Here is a 16,951-nt window from a genome sequence, read left to right on the forward strand (position 1 = left end):
AATGACTCAAAATATAAATAAATTAAACACAGTTCTTAATTACGTTAAAGAAACCTTCGTTGGCAAAAACGACGTAGTCGATTTACTGGGAATCTGTTTATTAGCAAGAGAAAATGCCTTTTTGTACGGACCTCCTGGAACAGCAAAATCTGCCATTGTGAGAACCTTGGCAAAAACAGTGAAAGACGGTAAAAACTTCGAATATTTATTAACCCGTTTCACAGAGCCAAATGAAATTTTTGGACCTTTTGATATCCGAAAATTAAAGGATGGTGAACTTTTAACCAACACAGAAGGCATGATGCCGGAAGCCTCAATGGTTTTTCTGGACGAGATTTTCAATGCCAATTCTGCGATATTGAACTCACTTTTGATGGCCTTGAATGAAAAGATCTTCAAAAGAGGAAAAGAAACAAAAAGTCTTCCTGCGCTAATGTTTGTGGGAGCAAGTAATGTTCTTCCAGAAGATGAAGCTTTGAATGCATTATTCGACCGTTTTTTGATCAGAATTAATGTTGATTATGTGCATCCGGATCTGCTGCAACAAGTACTTTTAGCCGGAAGAAAATTAGAAAATAATATTGAAACAGAAACGCCTGAGATTCTTTCAGATGAAATCAGAGAACTTCAAAGTTTGTGTAGAAATATAGATCTGAAACCGATTTATGAAGTCTATCTAAATACAATTATCAGCCTTCGAAATACAGGAATTGCAATTTCCGACCGTCGAGCCGTAAAACTGCAAAATTTAATTGCAGCAAGTGCTTTGATTTGTGGCAGAAATGAAGCGATCCTTTCTGATCTTTGGGTATTGAAACACATTTGGGATACAGAAGAACAGATTGAAATTTTAGAAGGAATTATCAACCGAACCATCGAAAAAGATGAAGATCCTAAATCGCATCCTCAAGCTTTACAAAACAAGACGCCGAATCCGGAGGAAGTGATGAAAGACGTAAAAATCTTAATTGATAAATGGGAAGGCGGTACTTTAAGTTTTGAAGAGCAAAATGTTATTAAAGATAAATTAAGATACCTTCAAACCCGATGCGACTGGATCAGAAATCCTGAGCAAAAACAATACATTCAAAAAGAAATTGAAAGTCTATGGCAGAAGATTCTTCAAACCGTATAAAAGAATTTTGGGCAGAACTTCCCCGAGCTGATGAAGATTTTCTGGGTTCCATTCGTGATTGGAAAAATATTCAGATCGCTTTGGAGGAAGATGTAATCTGGTTGAAAAACTTTACCGATGAACAAGCCGATTCTGCGGAAATTCAGCAATTGCCCAACTTTTTATTATATGAATTAAGAGACGGATTATTGTTCCGAAAAGATGCTTTAGTTCCAACTAAAAAAGTGAGAACGGCTTTGCTGTGGACTCCAATTGATAAAGCTTTACGTCTGACTTTTCCGCCATCAAATCATAATTTTTTTGGAATTGATGAAAAAGTAAAAGTCAACTTAAAATCAAGTGAAGAAGAACAATCTGCAACAGCTTTATTAAGTTCTATATCTAAAATTAAAGACGTTATTATAGCGACTCCAAAATTCAAATTAGAAAAACTTGAATGGATTGTGATGGAAGATCAAGCTTTATTTCTCGGAACTCCATTATTAAGTTTTCCTGGGAAAACATATTGGACGAAAGACGGACATCTTTTGCCCACAGGTTTTGATTTTGAATATAAAAATTTAAGTTCATTACTTCAAAAAAAGTATAATGAAAATGAAGATCACTGGCTTGTATGGAATGAAGGCGGAAGTTATGTTTCAATTAATAAAAATGATTTCCGAAAACTGTCGGTAAGCTCGTTTCGTCTCACTGAAAAAGCACAAGAATGGATTTAAAGCAATATTTCCAATCTTATGAAAATTATTTCTGGGAATGGACAACTGATGAAGATATTCATGATGACACTGGATATAATGAAAACAATCTTATTTCGATTCCGAATATAGGTGCAATTGCTTATAGGGCTTATATAATTGAGGTTTTGAAGGAATTTCAATTAATAGGATTACCTGCTTTAAGTCCTCTTTTATTGGCTTTATATGCAACAAATGAAGGGTATTTAGATTTAAAAGGTATTAAAATTGAAATGCGAAAAAATCCATTGACAATGCAGAAATATGTTGGAGATTGGATAAAACCGGCATTTCAATTTTTAGAAACACTAAAATCTTTACCCCACAATTATAAAAAAGGGAGAAATAGAATTCTTCTTTTACAGACAATATTTAGTAATGAATTTAACGCAGTTTCAGTAAAGCAATCTGAAAATATATTAATTGAATATTTACGAAACCCACAAAAAATTGCCAATTCTGCTCAGAAAATTGGACTTACAGTTGGGACATTTTCGAGTGACCTGAGAATTTTATCGTCTTTAAATAATAAATTTCCTACAGCAGCCATAATCATCGAAGCTATGAAAGGTAACATTAAAATTGCCGATCTGGATGATGAAGTAGTACAGGAAGAAACAACCATTGAAACCAACAAAGACTTTATTCAGGAATTAATTGAAGACCCAAAAACATTTCAGGTTGGGAGCTTAATAAAAAGAATTTGGAGCGGTCTTAAAATTCCAATGCGTCATCTTTCTCCAGGAGAACAGCCTATTGGAGGAATTTCTGATATGACCAACAAAGGCGAATTATCAAGAATGCTTTTATCTGAATTTGCGAATGAAGATGAGGTTTTCATGAATCGTGTTGCTAATAATGAAGCCTTGTACATTCAGCGTGAAATTCCGCCTGAGGAAAATATTTTTGAAAGAATAATTTTAATTGATACTTCCCTTAAAAATTGGGGAACGCCAAAGGTTTTGGCTTTTGCTTCAGCCATCGCTGTAATCAAACATCCGAAAGCACATTCTGAATGTAAAGTTTTTGCTTTAGGGCAAACCAATGTAGCGATTTCTTTAGATAAAGTGGAAGAAGTGGTTGATAATTTAAATCAGGTTAGTCCGGTTTTAGAAGTTTCATCTGCTTTGGAAAGATTTTTTCAAGAGGAACATAAAGAAAAAGATCTGGAGGTTTTCTTCATTACCCATCAGGAAAACTTGGCGAACGAAAATATTCAACGAACGATTCACGAAAATAGAGATCGATTAAAATTTTTAGTCACCACTTCGGCGGATGGAGAATTAAATTTCTACAAACATCATAAAGGAACAAGAAAGCATGTTCAAAAAATAATTCTTCCTCTGAAAGAATTATGGGCAAATCCGCCACAGAGAAGAAAAAATAGAGATAATGATATTTCGTCAAGTGGTAAAAAGACAGATTTACCATTAAATTATCCGATTTTATTTCCAACGCCGACTTATAAAATTGCTCAATTTTTATATGAAGGTGAATTTTTTATTTTAAGCAATAAAAAGCAGTTGTTAAAGACTTATCTTTCTGATAATTATTATAATAGAGATTATTACGATTATTATAAAACTTATCATGGAAGTGAAGTTTTGATTGAAAATATTTCTGTAAAACCCAAAGGACAGTTCGCTTTGGCGAAAAATAAACAACAACAATTTATTTTATGTCAATATCAACCGGATAAGAAGTTGATTTCTAAATTAAATTTAAGTACAAAAGAATATTCAGATCTTAATGTAACGGGGCAGAATATTCCTGCAGATTCAAGACTGATTTATTTTGGCAGGAGTTTTTACTTATTCCATGCAGACATGCCGTCCATTTTTAAAATAAATATTGATGGAAATATCTCTATTGAATCCGTAAAAAACGATGCTGAAATTCAAAAAAATGATACAAAAGCATTGGCAGAAGCTTCGAGATTAAATTATAGTGGAATTAAAATAGTAGGTAATTTCAGTAAAATTGGAATTAATACAAAGGGTAATTTAGTCGTGTCCGGAAGTGAATTAAACAAGAATTATGAAAATTCAATAAATTTCATCAAAAATAAGTTTGAGATTAAAATTTTCGCTGAACAAAATAAAAACAAATTCACTTTTCCTGATGGAAGTGAGATCATTACAGATTCCCGCGGAATGTTGACCTTTAAAAGCAGTAACGGAAATATTCCGACATTTTATATACCTTCTACAGAACAGGGTTTCTTGTCGTTGTCGACTAATGTAGAATTCGGTGGTTCAGAATATTATCTGCCAGAAAATACGTTGTTGAAAGTAAGGAAAATGGAAGATATGTATTCGGAATATCTGGAAAAATTTATTAATCAAATTTTGGAATATGGAGCTTAGAATTAAACCTTTTCCGAAAAATAATTTTCCGAAAAAAGGACTTTTAATAAAAGATTCTTCGCCATCGATTTGGCTTTACGAAATGGAAATTTTAGGAATTGATTTAAACCAAATTCAGTCATTTCCGATTCCTTCCAACGAACCGAATATTTTGTATGGATGTTTTTTAATTTTTGATCAAAATACACCAACTGAAATTGGAAAAAATTCTTATTTCCAATGTTTTGATAATAAATTATTCATTCCTGAAAACACGATTTTTTATCCTAAAATAAATCCTGAAGACTGGCAAAATATAGATGCTGAATATCTCATTATGCATCCCGAATTTGGTTTGGTTAAATTATCAGAACAAATCGACTGGATTTCATTAATTCAATATCCTGAAAAATCAAATATTACTGTTCGAAAACCATCAAACGGCGTAAAAATTCCTCAAAAAATTGAGAGTTACACTGTTGAAATGGATGATGAAAAAATTCTTGAAGCTCTTGAAAAACCACAAACAGAGGAAGAGTGGATGAAAAACCTGCCTTTTGACTTGAAAAAAGTGATGGCAGGAAATAAAAAAGAAGTTGAAAAATATTTAAGTTATATCGAAAAATATCCCGACAGAGCAGTAGAATTAGGCGTTCCACTTGACGTGATGGGAACTTCCAGAGGTGACGGTTTCGGTAAATTTAAATTTCAGAATTCATGGCTCGGTAAATTATTCGGTGGAAATTCTTCAAATGATGAAAAATCTACCTATTCTCAAAAATACCGATGGATATTTTTTGTGTTTTTAATTGTAATCGGATTGTTTAGATTATTCATTTTTTTGAATAAAGAAAAACCTGTACAAACCCCTCCGATGCCTTCATCTGGAAAGGTTTCTGAAGTGGATAAAAACATGATGAATCCTGTTGTCGCCTATCAATCCGGTGTTACAGATATTGATATGAAGATCGATTCTATGTACGGAAGAGAAAGACGTGGGTTGATGGACGAACACATGAAAGCATCATTACATCTTAGCGATCGAGATAACGGAAAAAGCTATGAAGAATATTTAAAGAATGGTGGTAAACCGATTAATAAAATTCAGGATGAAATTTTCAAACTTAATGATAAAACAGATGTTTCAAAAGATTCATTAAAGAAAGTTTACAGCAAGAAAATTGTAAAATATCTTGCTCAAAGTGAAAAAAAATACAAGAAAAAAATTACAGATTCTCTTAACAAAATAAGTTCAGGAAAACCAGCCGATCAGGGAATTGTAAAAACAATATTGAAAAAGAAACAGGTTTTAATTGAAGATTCTTTAGGCCGACTTTACGGAACAAAAGAATATATTGAACCTCCAATTGATCCGAACAAGGCACAAAAAGTGGAAACATTGCAAAAAGAAAAACCTTATTCAAAATATGACATTTCTTTTTCAGAAATTATTTGGTTAATAATTTTCATGACAGGCGTTGTCGGACTGTATTCTTTTATCGTAAAAAGAAGATCTTTGAATATTGGAGGTGACAATGTCCCAAGTGGAATTAAAATTTTTCTAATCATTGTGCTTGTGGCTTTATTAGCATATATTTTCTACCCTTTGATCGAAATGTTTGGCTACAACTGGTTTGTTTGGCTTCTCATTATTGGAGTTGTATTGCTTCTTTACAGGCTTTTCAGTGAAGATAAAACTATTTTAAAATCAGATAAAGATGAATAGGCAGAAGTTTATAGACAAGTTCATGGCGGCATTTTTTATCCTGGTGATCATCAAGGTTATCGGGATTCTGGCGCAGCTTTTTCATCAGAGTTTTTGGAGTGTTATTGGGACTTTGGTGATTTTTGCCATTGTTGCTTTCATCATTTTTATTGTCCTGATTCGTCTGGAAGACAAGGAAAAAGAAAAACAAGCATCTGGCCGTAAAGGTGGAGCAGGTGGTGGAAATTTTTATCTTGAACCTTCACTTTTTGACAAGATTAGAAGTAAATATGAAGACCTGGCGCAAAAATATATCGACGAAAAAGATTATAAAAGAGCAGCAAAAGTGTATATGAATCTTCTTCGTGACCATTATCGTGGTGCCCAAACATTGGAAGATGGAGGTTTTTATAATGAAGCAGCGGTAATCTATCTTAAAAAGCTGAAAAATAAATCGGAAGCGGCATCATGTTACGAAAGGGCAAAACAATATAGAAAAGCGATCGATCTTTATAAAGAACTTGAGCAAAAGGAAAAAGTAGGCGATTTATACATTGAAATTCATGATATAAAAAATGCCCATACTTACTATCAAATGATAGTTGATGATTATGTAAACAATAATCAGATGGTAAAAGCTTCTTTAATTTATCGCAAAAAAATGGAAACACCGGAAGCTGCTCAACAAATTTTATTAAAGGGGTGGGAGGAAAATAAAGATGCTTTCAATTGCCTTAATAATTATTTCGCCAATATTTTTGATGTGAAAAAACTGGACAGCGAAATTCAAAATTTATATAAGAAAACTCCATCTGATAAAAAGAATATTTATCTGGAAGCCTTGAAGTATGAGTTTAAAAAAGATGAAAAGCTTCAGTCAACAACAAGAAATATAGCTTACGAAATTATAGCAGAAAAAGTGAATACCCATTCTGAAATCGTAAATGAGCTGAAACATTTCAATCCAAAAGATGAAATTATTTTGAAAGATATTTCTAGGTTTAAAACTGGGAGAAATAAAATGTTTAGAAATTAATTGTAATTAAAATAAAAGATTTTTAAATGGATAACATGATGAAATATCTTTATTTAAAGCATGAAGGTAAAAATGCTTTTGAAATTGTGAATGAAATTATATCATCTGGAAAAATGCAGCTATTTGCAGTGAAAAAAATAAGAGAAATATTTCCTCTTCTTTCTTTAATTGAAGCAAAAGAGATTGTAGTTATTTCCACTTCGGGGTATAAAAGTTTATACGATTATCAAGGAAGCTTACTTCCAGATCTTGAAAAATTGGATAAATTGATGAATGAAGAAAACGAGAAGTAGAATCAGTGAAAAACTTTTGATTTAGGCTCCCGAAGCAACCAATACAAATATAAAATTACCAACAAATTAATAAAAAGATTTATCTTTGCGGCAACAAAATTATGACAATACAAAGAGCACATATCAGTTTAAATCTATGCGATCGCCCGTCAATAAAGGGATCGTTTGGATATGAATGGATGATATGGAATGAAGCGAAATGTGCTTGCTTTGGAAATTATTTACTGTAAATTCGTAAAAATTTAATCAAAATACCACAAAAACGCTTCGACAATCGAGGCGTTTTTTGTGTTTTTAGGTCAGAAATTATTTAGAATGAAAAAAAATAACCATAAAAGTGAAAATTATTTAATCAACAATGAACATTTAATACGATAAATAAGCGTGATAAGTAAACCCGATGAGAGACAGTCATTTAGGTAATTAAGATATCTGTAAAATATTACGGACAGAAATTCTCTATTCTAAAATTTGATCATAATTAATTGACTTTCAATCAGTTAAATTAAAAATAAATTTGCGAGTTAAAAAAAATCACATTTACTTTGCAACCGAAAATTGAAAGCAACAGAGTTTTCAACATTTCAAAAACTTTTTAACATAACAAGAATATAATGAAACAATTACATAACATATCTAATCAGTATTCAAGACTACACGGACAAGAGCCGATGGGATGTGCATGTATTCTTGATAGTGAATTTGTGGATAAAAGGTGCTTATATAAATGCGTCAGTTAATGAACTGATACGTCAAAAATATAGAGCGCCTCCCAAAAAGAGGCGCTTTTTTTATGGTTTCTTTAGCTTATTTGGTAAAGCGTCGGTCTGTGCACCGGAGAACAGGGTTCGATCCCCGGAGAAACCCAAAAATGTGAATGATTAATAGTGAATAGTCAATGGTGAATTTTGTTTCACAAGTGAATTTTAAGAATTGACAATTGACTATTCACAAGTTTAAAAACAATCGCATAGCTCAATTGGTTGGAGCATCGGTCTGATACGCCGAAGGTTGAAGGTTCGAGCCCTTCTGCGATTACAAAAACAATCTCATAGCTCAAATGGTTAGAGCACCGGTCTTTTAAACCGGGGGTTGAAAGTTCAAATCTTTCTGGGATTACTAAAAAGTGAATAGTCAATGGTGAATTTTACTTCGTAAGTGAATTTAAGATTGACAAGCAAAGCGAATTGACAATTCACAATTCAAGTTAACTAAGGTTCCGTAGCTCAATTGGATAGAGCATGGGTTTTCTAAACCCAGGGTTACAGGTTCGAGTCCTGTCGGAATCACAAAAAAGGTCTATTGAGGTAATGGCTAACCTGCCTGACTGTCGCTCAGGCACTGCGAGTTCGATTCTCGCATAGACCGCAAAGATTCATGGATAATTTCCGATCCGACTGTCTCTCGGAAAAGAATTTTGAAATGAATCTGCAAAACTGGAAAGATAACGGTGGTTGTTTACCCGTCTTGGACGCGGGAGGTCGCAAGTTCGAATCTTGCTTTCCAGACAATTTGCTCCATTCGTCTAATGGTTTATGACGGCTGCCTTTCGAGCAGTAGATAAGAGTTCGATTCTCTTATGGAGTGCAGTAATGTGAATAGTCAATAGTGAATTTCACTTCGTAAGTGAATTTGAAAATTGATAGCAAAGAGAATTAATAATTGGCAGTTCACATAAAAGATTTCGTAGCTCAATAGGTTAGAGTATCGGTTTCATACGCCGAAGGTTGAAGGTTCGAGTCCTTCCGAAATTACAAAAAATGATTTTGTAGCTCAATGGTAGAGCACCGGTCTGTTAAACCGGAAGTTGAAAGTTCGAATCTTTCCAGAATCGCAAAAACTAAATGTTAATTGTTTCAAAGAGGAAAATAAAGAGTTTGTCGAGCGTAGAAGTTCTTATATCAAACAAAAAATTAAGACAGGCTTTGTTTTTCTTCAAAAAAATTAGAGTTAAAAGTTAATTGGAAAAATTACTCATTAACCAATTACTTATTACTCACAAAAAACGATGGTTCGCCGAAGTGGAAGAGTCGGGGCGGTCTGCAAAACCGTTGTGAAAACTGAGTGGGTTTGAATCCCATAACCATCTCAAATAACTAAAATGAGATTAGTTCCGAAGAAAAAAAGAGTTTGTCGAGCGAAGAAGTTCATATATCAAACTAAAAAAATAATGACAAGCTTTGTTTTTCTTCACAAAAAAGAAGTTAGATGCTAGAGATTAGAAGTTAGAGATATTGCATCATCTGAAAAACTATTAACCAACAACAATCAACTAGTACCAAAATCCGGAAGTACGCCGAAGTTGGAGAGTCGGGGCAGACTGTAAATCTGTTGCTTCATTGCTGAGTAGGTTCGAATCCTACTACTTCCACCAAAAAAATCAGCTGATAATGTAACGGCAGCATGCAGGAAATGTACTCTTGTTGTTTAGGTTCGATTCCTGGTTGGTTGATTTTTTTTAATGCTCCATTCGTCTAACGGTTAGGACGCCTGCCTTTCGAGCAGAAAGCAAGGGTTCGATTCCCTTATGGAGTACAAAATATGAGTAATGGGTAATGTGCAATGAGTAATTATATTGAACGTTTTTAATATTACCAATACACATTACTGATTACTCATAAAAATTTGCGGGAATGGTGGAAATGGTAGACACACTTGATTTAGGCTCAAGGTTTTGAGGGTTCGAGTCCCTTTTCCCGTACAAAATATGATTAATAGGTAATTGATGAAGATTTTTAATATTGCTAATTGCCTATTAATCATTACTAATAAACTTGGAAGAGTGGTGTAGAAGGTCTGCACGTTAGTCTGAAAAACTAAAGGTACAGGTTCAATTCCTGTCTGTTCCGCCAAAATATAAATAATAAGTAATGTGCAATGAGTAATTATTACGAATGTAAATTATTAAATATGATTTTAATATTACTAATTACCGATTACTCATTACTAATGAATTGATTCATAGTGTAATTGGTCAGCACACAAGACTTTGACTCTTGTTGTTCAGGTTCGAGTCCTGATGAATCAACAGAAAAATAGAAATTAGAAACTAGAGGTTAGAAATTAGAACAGTAACTGAAAGTAAAAATCATTTATCAATGATCATTTATGAATTATAAAAAGTATAAAACTTAAACATGTAGAAAAAATGGAAGCGCAACAACAAACATGGCAAAATATGACTGGAAAATTTTTCCAACACTCTATCACACAGCTGGTAGAAGAAGCCATCATCCGCGAACAGGCAAATGGACACCGACTGAAAGTGTGTGTGGGTTCAGACTCTCACGTTTATGGTGACGCCATTAATTATGCTACGGCAGTTGTCTTTATTCGTGAGGGAAAAGGAGCGTTTACCTTTATCAGAAAAGAAAGAGAAATACAGAATATCAGTATCAAAGAGCGAATGTTGAACGAAGTCAACAAATCTGTAGAAATCGCTTATGCAATTTGCTCTATTCTGGAAACTTATGATGTAGAAATGGAGGTACACGCAGACATTAACACCGATCCGGATTTTAAATCCAACGTCGCTTTGAAAGATGCAATGGGATATATTCTGGGAATGGGATATGTGTTTAAAGCAAAACCTTACGCATTCGCAAGTTCAAATTGTGCTGATATGATGGTGTAAAATAGCTGGAAGCGGGATGTAGGAAGATGGAAGTTTTTTGAAATGTATATAAACTTTCTGCACCAAGCTTCCAATTTCCAACCAAAAAAATAAATAAAGCAATGGAAATAACAAAAAGATTATTATTTCTGGATGATATAAGATATCCGATTGAGGCATATAAGTATACCAAACAGGATATTTTTCTCAGAAAAGATTGGCATATCGTTCGTAATTACGAACAGTTTGTCAATAGGATTTTGGAAAAAGGACTTCCGGAAATGATTTCTTTTGACCATGACCTTGCAGATGAACATTATTTAGAACCAAATTCTCATGAATTTGTAGAGAAAACAGGATATGATTGTGCAAAATGGCTGGTAGAATATTGTATGGATCATTATCTAGACTTACCAAAATTCTATTGCCACTCCATGAATCCTGTTGGAAAGGCAAATATTGAAGGTCTTTTGAATAACTTTAAAAAATTATAATGGATATTTTTAGATTAATTCAAGATATAAAAAAGCATTTGAATCTCAGTTTTGATGAGGTTGACAGATGGTTTGATAAAGATAATGCAACGTTGAATTATCAATCTTCAAATGGAGGTTGGACGGTTCAGCAGATTTTAGAACATATTTATCTTACAAACTTTTATTTGTTGATTCTTATTGAAAAAGGTTCAAAAAAAGCAATGCGAAATTATCTTAATTATGATTTAAATCTTGAAATTGAAAATTACAGTTTCAATAAAGAAAGGTTTGAAAAAGTAGGTGAGTACGGAGCTTTTGAATGGATTAGACCAGAACATATGGAGCCGAAAGGAGAATTAAATTTAAATGAAATCAGAAGTTTAATTTCTCAGCAATATCACCAATGTCTAAATTATTTAGACTTGATGAAAAATGGCGAGGGTCTTCTCTGCAAAACAACAATGACCGTAAATGAATTGGGAAAAATCAATGTGTATGAATACATTTATTTCCTTTCACTTCATGCCCAAAGACACGTTACTCAGATGAAGAATAACGAATTAAAAATAAGTTAAACTACAAATGAAAATCTTGGATTTTCTCTTATGTGTACTTGATGCTTTCAAAGTGTTAAGCTTTAAAAACTTAAGTATTCTTAAGTGTTAAATCTTTTGTCTCTTTTGTGGTTAAAATAATTAAAAATTTAAAAAAATGATTTTCAAAACATATAACTCTATAGAAAATACTTACCAAACTCGTGTGATCGATCAGATCAAGTTGCAGGGTTTTGGGGATGAGGTTTTCATTGTACAGGAAAAAGTTCACGGTGCTAATTTCTCTTTCTTTACCGATGGAAAGGAAATTAAGATCGCTAAAAGAACCGCTTTCATCGAGAAGGATGAAAAATTCTATAATGCACATCAAATATTAGAACGTTACAGAAAAAACGTAATTGATGTCTTCGAAAAAGTGAAAACTATTTACCCTGATTTAGAAACCGTGGTTATTTACGGTGAATTGTTCGGTGGTGGTTACAAGCACAAAGAAGTTGAGCCCATAAAAGATGCAATAAAAGTTCAAAAAGGTGTTGAATATGCGCCTTACAATGAATTTTATGCATTCGATATTAAATTGAATGGAACAACTTATTTAGATACAGATTTGGTCAACCAAATTTTTGAAGAAATTGGATTTTTCTATGCGAAAATTTTGTTTCAAGGTACTTTGGATGAGGCTTTGAAGTTTCCTAATATTTTCGATTCTAAAATTCCGGCTTGGTTGGGATTACCGGAAATCGAGAATAATATGTGTGAAGGAACTATTGTAAAAACTTTGAAAACCAAATATTTTGGAAACGGTTCAAGGGTCATTTTGAAAAATAAAAATGAGAAATGGATCGAAAAATCTAAAATGGTTAGAAAAGATAAACCGGCTCAAAAAGAAGTTCATTTCAGTGAAACGGCTCAGGAAATTTGGGAAGAAATCCAAAAATACGCAACTGTAAACAGGTTGAATAATGTTGTTAGCAAGATTGGTGAATTTGAGCCCAAAATGATTGGAAAAGTCATTGGTCTTTTCTCACAGGATATATTGGAAGATTTTGAAAAAGATTTCCCGAAAGTTTTCACAACTATAGAAAAAGACGAACAAAAAAGAATCAACAAAAAATTGAATTCTTTAGTAATCGACTTTATAAAAGAAGAGTTGATGACTCTTAAAGTTTAGTTTCGGTAATTTATTATCGAAACTTTTTTATGTATTTAACAAAACCATAAAATAATCAATTTAATATGCAGAAGGTTTGTCATTCTGACGAAGGAAGAATCTATTTTCGTAATATTAAAGTAGATTCTTCACTCCACTTCGTTTCATTCAGAATGACACTGAGAATGATTAATTGTGGTAAAAAATAAAAAAAAATGTTGCAAGCAGAAATAAAAAGTCTTTTAAGAGAAGACATCAGTATATTAATAAAAATTCCCAATTCAGGAAAGCATTATTTGTGTGATTGCGGTGAAGCGAGTTTGCTGACAGTGAAAGAAATACAGTCGGTTTCAGCGATATTCATTAGTCATACTCACATTGATCACTTTTCGAATTTTGATGGAATTTTCAGACATCAAATTGGAAGCGGAGAAAAAATTGTGATTTGCGGACCGAAAAATATTCATCAACAAATTGAAGCAAGGTTAAAATCTTACACTTGGAACTTAATTGATGAAAATGCGATTGAATATGAAATTCGTGAGATTGTTTCAAAAGAAGAAATCAATGTTTATAAAATTCGTCCACCACATTGGAATCTTGAATTGGTAACAACTCAGAATTTCCTTTTTGAAGATGAATACGTGAATGTTGATTTCGCAATTCTTGATCACAAAACAGATTCCATTGCTTATCTGTTTAAACAAAAAGATTCAGTTACTTTTAATGAAAACGCTTCCGAATTTAAAAAAGGAAAATGGATCAGCGAATTGAAAACAGCTTTTGAAAACAACGATTTAAACAAAGAAATTCAGATTGAAGAAACAGTTTACAAAGCTTCTGATCTATTTCATTTTTTGACAAGAAATGAAGGTTACAAATTAGGAGTAATTATGGATCATGCCGTTTGTGAAGGCAATTATGAAAAAATAAAAACTGTTTTCAACGGAGCAGATATGGTCTATATAGAAACATTTTACAAAGATGAAGATCAGGAATTTGCAAAGACCAATTATCACAGTTTTGCATCTGCATCAGGAAAAATTATGAATAAATGTGAGGTGAAAGAAGCCATCCCGATTCACTTTTCCAGAAGATATACAGAAAGTGACAAACTAGAAATTGAAACTGCTTTTTATAAAGCATTTCGAGAAAATTAATTTAAAATTTAAACAAGACAAAAAATGAAACCCAATATATTTTTTACAGCAGACCATCATTTTGGACACGAAAATATTATAAAATTCTCCGAAAGACCTTTTGAGTCTTTGGAACAGATGAATGAAGAACTCATCAAAAGATGGAATGAAAGAATTACAGATGGTGACACGGTCTATCATTTGGGTGATATGAGTTTAGGAAAACCTGATTTTACTAAAGAAATTTTGGACAGACTGAATGGAAATATTCATTTAATAAAAGGCAATCATGAAGGTGCAGCGCTCACTTACCCAAAACGATTTGCTTCCATCCGAGATTACCACGAATTAAGAATTGATGAGCCGGACAACAACAATGGCAAACAGAAAATCATTCTTTTTCATTACGCAATGAGAACCTGGAATGGTTCACACCGCGGAGTTTGGCAACTTTACGGGCATTCGCACGGAACTTTGCCGGATGACGAGATGGCATTGAGTATCGATGTGGGCGTAGATTGTCATAACTTTTATCCGATTTCTTATGAAGAAGTGAAGGAGATGATGAAGAAGAAAAAATGGACTCCACCTTTTGCACCAAGAAATTAATAAGATGGAAGTCTGAAGTTGGAGGCTGGAAGTATATTGCACACCGTAAAAACTTCCATCTTCCTGCTTCCAACTCCCATCCTTTAAACCAAAAAACATGAAAACAACAAACACAATACTAATCATTGACTTAGAAGCCACATGTTGGGAAAACGACAGAATTCCCGCCGGACAAAAAGTCGATATTATAGAAATAGGAATTTGCGAATTAGACGTAACAACAAAAGCAATTTCCAAGAAACAAAGCATTTATGTAATTCCAGAAAGGTCTAAAATCAATAAATTTTGTACAGATTTAACAGGAATTACTCCACAATTAATAAAAGAAAAGGGAATTCATTTTGAAGAAGCCTGTGAGAAAATAAGGGATGAATACAATTCTTCCACGCTTACTTGGGCAGGTTTCGGAAACTTTGATAAAGAGCAGATCATGGAACAATGTGATTATCTCGGAATCGAAAATCCTTTTTCTGAAAATTATATAAATGTGATGAATCAATTCAAAAACTATCATGGACTTCATAAAATGATGGGTTTAAAAAGAGCCCTAAAGTTCTTCAATATGGATTTTGAAGGAAATCATCACAGCGGAGCAGACGATGCTTACAATGCTGCCAGAATTCTAAGAAAAATTTTGGAATAATAATTTTGGTAAGGAAGATTGGAGCGGGAAGCGGGAAGTTTTTTTGCAGTGCATAATTCACTTCCAGCCCCCAACTTCAAACTTCCAACCTTTTAAAACATTTAAAAAAGTGAAAACAACAGACAACATATTAATTATAGACCTCGAAGCCACGTGTTGGAATGACCGTCCGCCAAGAGGTCAGGAAAGTGAAATCATAGAAATCGGAGTTTGCATAATGGATGCAAAAACCGGTAAGATTTCGAAAAATGAAGGAATCTTAGTGAAACCTCAATATTCAAAAGTAAGTCCGTTTTGTACGGAACTGACTTCCATTACTCAGAAAATGCTTGATGAAGAAGGCATTTTGCTTGAAGATGCATTAGATATTCTACGAGCAGAATACGATTCTGAAGACCTGACTTGGGCGAGTTATGGAAATTACGACTTGAATATGCTTAAAAATCAGGCAAGGAGATTCAATGTCGATTATCCTTTGAGTGATGATCATATTAATGTGAAAACATTATTCGGAGAATTGCATCCGACCGTCAGAAAAAGTGTCGGAATGGCAAGAGCTTTAGGCGAACTGAATTTCAAGCTTGAAGGCACTCATCACAGAGGGGTGGATGATGCGAAAAATATTGCAAAGATTTTGCATTGGTGTTTACAACAAGATTAATGTAACAATTTAGCAATTTAAAAATGTAACAATGACTCCCTTTAAAAAAGGGAGTTTTTTATTGACATAGGAAAATGGAGCGTTAAGAAAATTAATTTTGTGAACGTTAAGAAAATTCTACTGTTTGAGCGCGAGACCAATATTGAATCGAAGAACCAATGCCGAATTCGCGCGAGTTTTAGAATTTTTAGAGAACAGAATTAATTTTTAGCGGAAGTTTCCAAGTCTTGAACTTTTGTTTCTTTTGTTTCAAGACAAAAGAAAATTAATAAAAATAAAAACAACGCAAAAAGATTGCGCAATTCCCTTTTTACTTTGCATCATCAAAACAAAACAACACTAAAATTTTGAAAAACAGATTTTAGTCAAAATATCAGGCAAGTCTTGTTGAGTGTTTCTGTATGGCACCATTGCAGGAGAATTTGTTGAGAGACATTATTGATTCTGTTCAACTTGACTTGAAGGTTTCAGGAGTTTGCCAAAAAACTTCTACCATGCGCTATGGGTCGGAGGTTCGAATCCTTCTATTTCCGTAAGGGAATATAACTCAGTTCGGTTAGAGTAATAGCTTTTTTGGATGCGAGGGTTCGACTCCCTCCCTCACTTCGAATGAGGTAGCTCAGTTGGTTAGAGCACTACACTATCACTGTAGTTGAAAATAGGCTTAAAATCTATTTTTTATTAGAGTTTTGAATGTTTCTCACTAAAAAAACATTTTGTAATGGGAAAATTTGAGTTTTTTTCAGTTGTTGAATCAACATTTTGAAAAAGCTTGTAAGAAAAGATTTTTTCTGAAAATAAAATTCGGTTGATGAATAGTCACTAATTGAATTGAATTTTCTAAGAAGGACGATTGCG

The 16,951-nt window shown here is 33.1% G+C and carries 14 protein-coding genes and 15 tRNA genes; all 29 read left to right on the forward strand.

Going from position 1 to position 16,951, the window contains the following annotated elements; genetic code table 11:
* The first annotated feature begins 1 nt into the window (after position 1).
* The 29 genes from SB689_RS14475 (at position 2) to SB689_RS14615 (ending at position 16,093) form a co-directional block, all read left to right on the forward strand.
* Positions 2 to 1,135 (forward strand): AAA family ATPase, encoded by a 1,134-nt coding sequence (locus SB689_RS14475; protein ID WP_410692829.1) that lies wholly within the window; start codon positions 2 to 4, stop codon positions 1,133 to 1,135.
* Positions 1,108 to 1,851 (forward strand): hypothetical protein, encoded by a 744-nt coding sequence (locus SB689_RS14480; RefSeq protein ID WP_410692830.1) that lies wholly within the window; start codon positions 1,108 to 1,110, stop codon positions 1,849 to 1,851. The genes SB689_RS14475 and SB689_RS14480 overlap by 28 nt, the downstream gene beginning before the upstream one ends.
* Positions 1,842 to 4,235, forward strand: coding sequence for a hypothetical protein (locus SB689_RS14485; RefSeq protein ID WP_410692831.1), 2,394 nt, complete (start codon positions 1,842 to 1,844; stop codon positions 4,233 to 4,235). Before SB689_RS14480 ends, SB689_RS14485 begins: the two co-directional genes overlap by 10 nt.
* Positions 4,225 to 5,940 (forward strand): APC family permease, encoded by a 1,716-nt coding sequence (locus SB689_RS14490; protein ID WP_410692832.1) that lies wholly within the window; start codon positions 4,225 to 4,227, stop codon positions 5,938 to 5,940. Before SB689_RS14485 ends, SB689_RS14490 begins: the two co-directional genes overlap by 11 nt.
* Positions 5,933 to 6,955: a tetratricopeptide repeat protein gene (locus tag SB689_RS14495; RefSeq protein WP_410692833.1), complete on the forward strand. Its 1,023-nt coding sequence runs from the start codon at positions 5,933 to 5,935 to the stop codon at positions 6,953 to 6,955. The genes SB689_RS14490 and SB689_RS14495 overlap by 8 nt, the downstream gene beginning before the upstream one ends.
* Before the next feature lie 35 nt (positions 6,956 to 6,990).
* A complete protein-coding gene (locus SB689_RS14500; protein WP_410692834.1) occupies positions 6,991 to 7,248 on the forward strand; it encodes a hypothetical protein in 258 nt (85 codons plus the stop codon).
* A gap of 795 nt (positions 7,249 to 8,043) precedes the next feature.
* Positions 8,044 to 8,115, forward strand: a tRNA-OTHER gene (locus SB689_RS14505).
* 97 nt (positions 8,116 to 8,212) lie between these two features.
* A tRNA-Ile gene (locus tag SB689_RS14510) sits at positions 8,213 to 8,286 on the forward strand.
* Positions 8,287 to 8,293: 7 nt separating this feature from the next.
* Positions 8,294 to 8,367 (forward strand) — tRNA-Lys (locus SB689_RS14515).
* Positions 8,368 to 8,463: 96 nt separating this feature from the next.
* Positions 8,464 to 8,537, forward strand: a tRNA-Arg gene (locus tag SB689_RS14520).
* 7 nt (positions 8,538 to 8,544) lie between these two features.
* Positions 8,545 to 8,616: transfer RNA gene (locus SB689_RS14525), tRNA-Asp, on the forward strand.
* A gap of 68 nt (positions 8,617 to 8,684) precedes the next feature.
* Positions 8,685 to 8,756, forward strand: a tRNA-Pro gene (locus tag SB689_RS14530).
* A 6-nt stretch (positions 8,757 to 8,762) separates the two neighbouring features.
* Positions 8,763 to 8,835, forward strand: a tRNA-Glu gene (locus SB689_RS14535).
* 93 nt (positions 8,836 to 8,928) lie between these two features.
* Positions 8,929 to 9,002, forward strand: a tRNA-Met gene (locus tag SB689_RS14540).
* A gap of 8 nt (positions 9,003 to 9,010) precedes the next feature.
* A tRNA-Asn gene (locus tag SB689_RS14545) sits at positions 9,011 to 9,082 on the forward strand.
* 173 nt (positions 9,083 to 9,255) lie between these two features.
* Positions 9,256 to 9,337: transfer RNA gene (locus SB689_RS14550), tRNA-Cys, on the forward strand.
* 198 nt (positions 9,338 to 9,535) lie between these two features.
* Positions 9,536 to 9,622: transfer RNA gene (locus tag SB689_RS14555), tRNA-Tyr, on the forward strand.
* Positions 9,623 to 9,711: 89 nt separating this feature from the next.
* Positions 9,712 to 9,783: transfer RNA gene (locus SB689_RS14560), tRNA-Glu, on the forward strand.
* A gap of 92 nt (positions 9,784 to 9,875) precedes the next feature.
* Positions 9,876 to 9,949: transfer RNA gene (locus tag SB689_RS14565), tRNA-Leu, on the forward strand.
* A 75-nt stretch (positions 9,950 to 10,024) separates the two neighbouring features.
* Positions 10,025 to 10,100, forward strand: a tRNA-Phe gene (locus SB689_RS14570).
* A gap of 103 nt (positions 10,101 to 10,203) precedes the next feature.
* Positions 10,204 to 10,276, forward strand: a tRNA-Gln gene (locus tag SB689_RS14575).
* Between the two features lie 120 nt (positions 10,277 to 10,396).
* A complete protein-coding gene (locus tag SB689_RS14580) occupies positions 10,397 to 10,882 on the forward strand; it encodes a ribonuclease H-like YkuK family protein (protein WP_410692835.1) in 486 nt (161 codons plus the stop codon).
* A gap of 101 nt (positions 10,883 to 10,983) precedes the next feature.
* On the forward strand, positions 10,984 to 11,355 hold the full coding sequence (locus SB689_RS14585) for a cyclic-phosphate processing receiver domain-containing protein (RefSeq protein ID WP_410692836.1): 372 nt from the start codon (positions 10,984 to 10,986) through the stop codon (positions 11,353 to 11,355).
* Positions 11,355 to 11,912, forward strand: coding sequence for a DinB family protein (locus SB689_RS14590; protein WP_410692837.1), 558 nt, complete (start codon positions 11,355 to 11,357; stop codon positions 11,910 to 11,912). Before SB689_RS14585 ends, SB689_RS14590 begins: the two co-directional genes overlap by 1 nt.
* A 136-nt stretch (positions 11,913 to 12,048) precedes the next feature.
* Entirely contained in the window at positions 12,049 to 13,062 is a 1,014-nt protein-coding gene (locus tag SB689_RS14595) for an RNA ligase, Rnl2 family (protein ID WP_410692838.1), read from the forward strand.
* A gap of 194 nt (positions 13,063 to 13,256) precedes the next feature.
* On the forward strand, positions 13,257 to 14,201 hold the full coding sequence (locus SB689_RS14600) for a peptidase (RefSeq protein ID WP_410692839.1): 945 nt from the start codon (positions 13,257 to 13,259) through the stop codon (positions 14,199 to 14,201).
* Between the two features lie 24 nt (positions 14,202 to 14,225).
* Entirely contained in the window at positions 14,226 to 14,789 is a 564-nt protein-coding gene (locus tag SB689_RS14605) for a metallophosphoesterase (RefSeq protein WP_410692840.1), read from the forward strand.
* Positions 14,790 to 14,886: 97 nt separating this feature from the next.
* Positions 14,887 to 15,432, forward strand: a complete 546-nt coding sequence (locus SB689_RS14610; protein WP_410692841.1) for an exonuclease domain-containing protein — start codon at positions 14,887 to 14,889, stop codon at positions 15,430 to 15,432.
* Positions 15,433 to 15,541: 109 nt separating this feature from the next.
* Complete coding sequence (locus tag SB689_RS14615; RefSeq protein WP_410692842.1) at positions 15,542 to 16,093, forward strand: exonuclease domain-containing protein; 552 nt, start codon at positions 15,542 to 15,544, stop codon at positions 16,091 to 16,093.
* Positions 16,094 to 16,951: the final 858 nt, after the last annotated feature.

This window comes from Chryseobacterium sp. SIMBA_038, from assembly GCF_046535115.1.
Lineage (GTDB): Bacteria > Bacteroidota > Bacteroidia > Flavobacteriales > Weeksellaceae > Chryseobacterium.